General features: G+C 65.6%; 1 protein-coding gene. It reads left to right on the top strand.

Annotated features, from left to right (window positions below; all coding sequences use genetic code 11):
• The coding region (locus BQ8794_RS21445; RefSeq protein ID WP_077380685.1) for a tyrosine-type recombinase/integrase at window positions 1–599 on the top strand (599 nt) is incomplete at both ends.

Here is a 599-nt window from a genome sequence, read left to right as displayed (position 1 = left end):
TCAGTCCACTTCGTCAGCGGCTGATCGACGACATGAACATGCGGCGTTTCTCACGGGAGACGCAGCGCAACTATCTCCGCGACATCGGACGCCTGGCGACGTTCCTCGGGCGTTCACCAGACACAGCGACCGCCGACGACCTGCGTCGGTTCCAGATCGAGCAGCAGGAGGACGGCGTTCCTGTTCCCACGATGAACAGCATCGTGTCGGCGCTGCGCTTCTTCTTCACGCATACGGTCGATCGTCCCGATCTGGCGCGCAAGCTCGTTCGGCTGGCGCACCCGCGCACGCTGCCGGTGGTGCTGAGCCGCGACGAGGTCGCCCGGCTGCTCAATGCCACCATCTGCCTCAAGCACCAGGCCGCGCTGTCGGTCGCTTATGGCGCGGGCCTGCGCGTGGCGGAGGTGTCGACGCTGAAGATCGCCGACGTCGATAGTGAGCGCATGCTGCTACGTGTCGAACGCGGCAAGGGCGGGCGATACCGGAACGCCATGCTGTCGCAAGACCTGCTCTTGTTGCTGCGCCAGTGGTGGAAGGTCGGACGCCAGCAGGGCGTGATGCACCGCGACGGCTGGCTGTTTCCGGGGCAGCATGCGATG

It is taken from the genome of Mesorhizobium prunaredense, from assembly GCF_900156895.1.
Classification (GTDB): Bacteria; Pseudomonadota; Alphaproteobacteria; order Rhizobiales; family Rhizobiaceae; genus Mesorhizobium; species Mesorhizobium prunaredense.
This window is presented reverse-complemented; position numbering and strand designations above follow the sequence as displayed.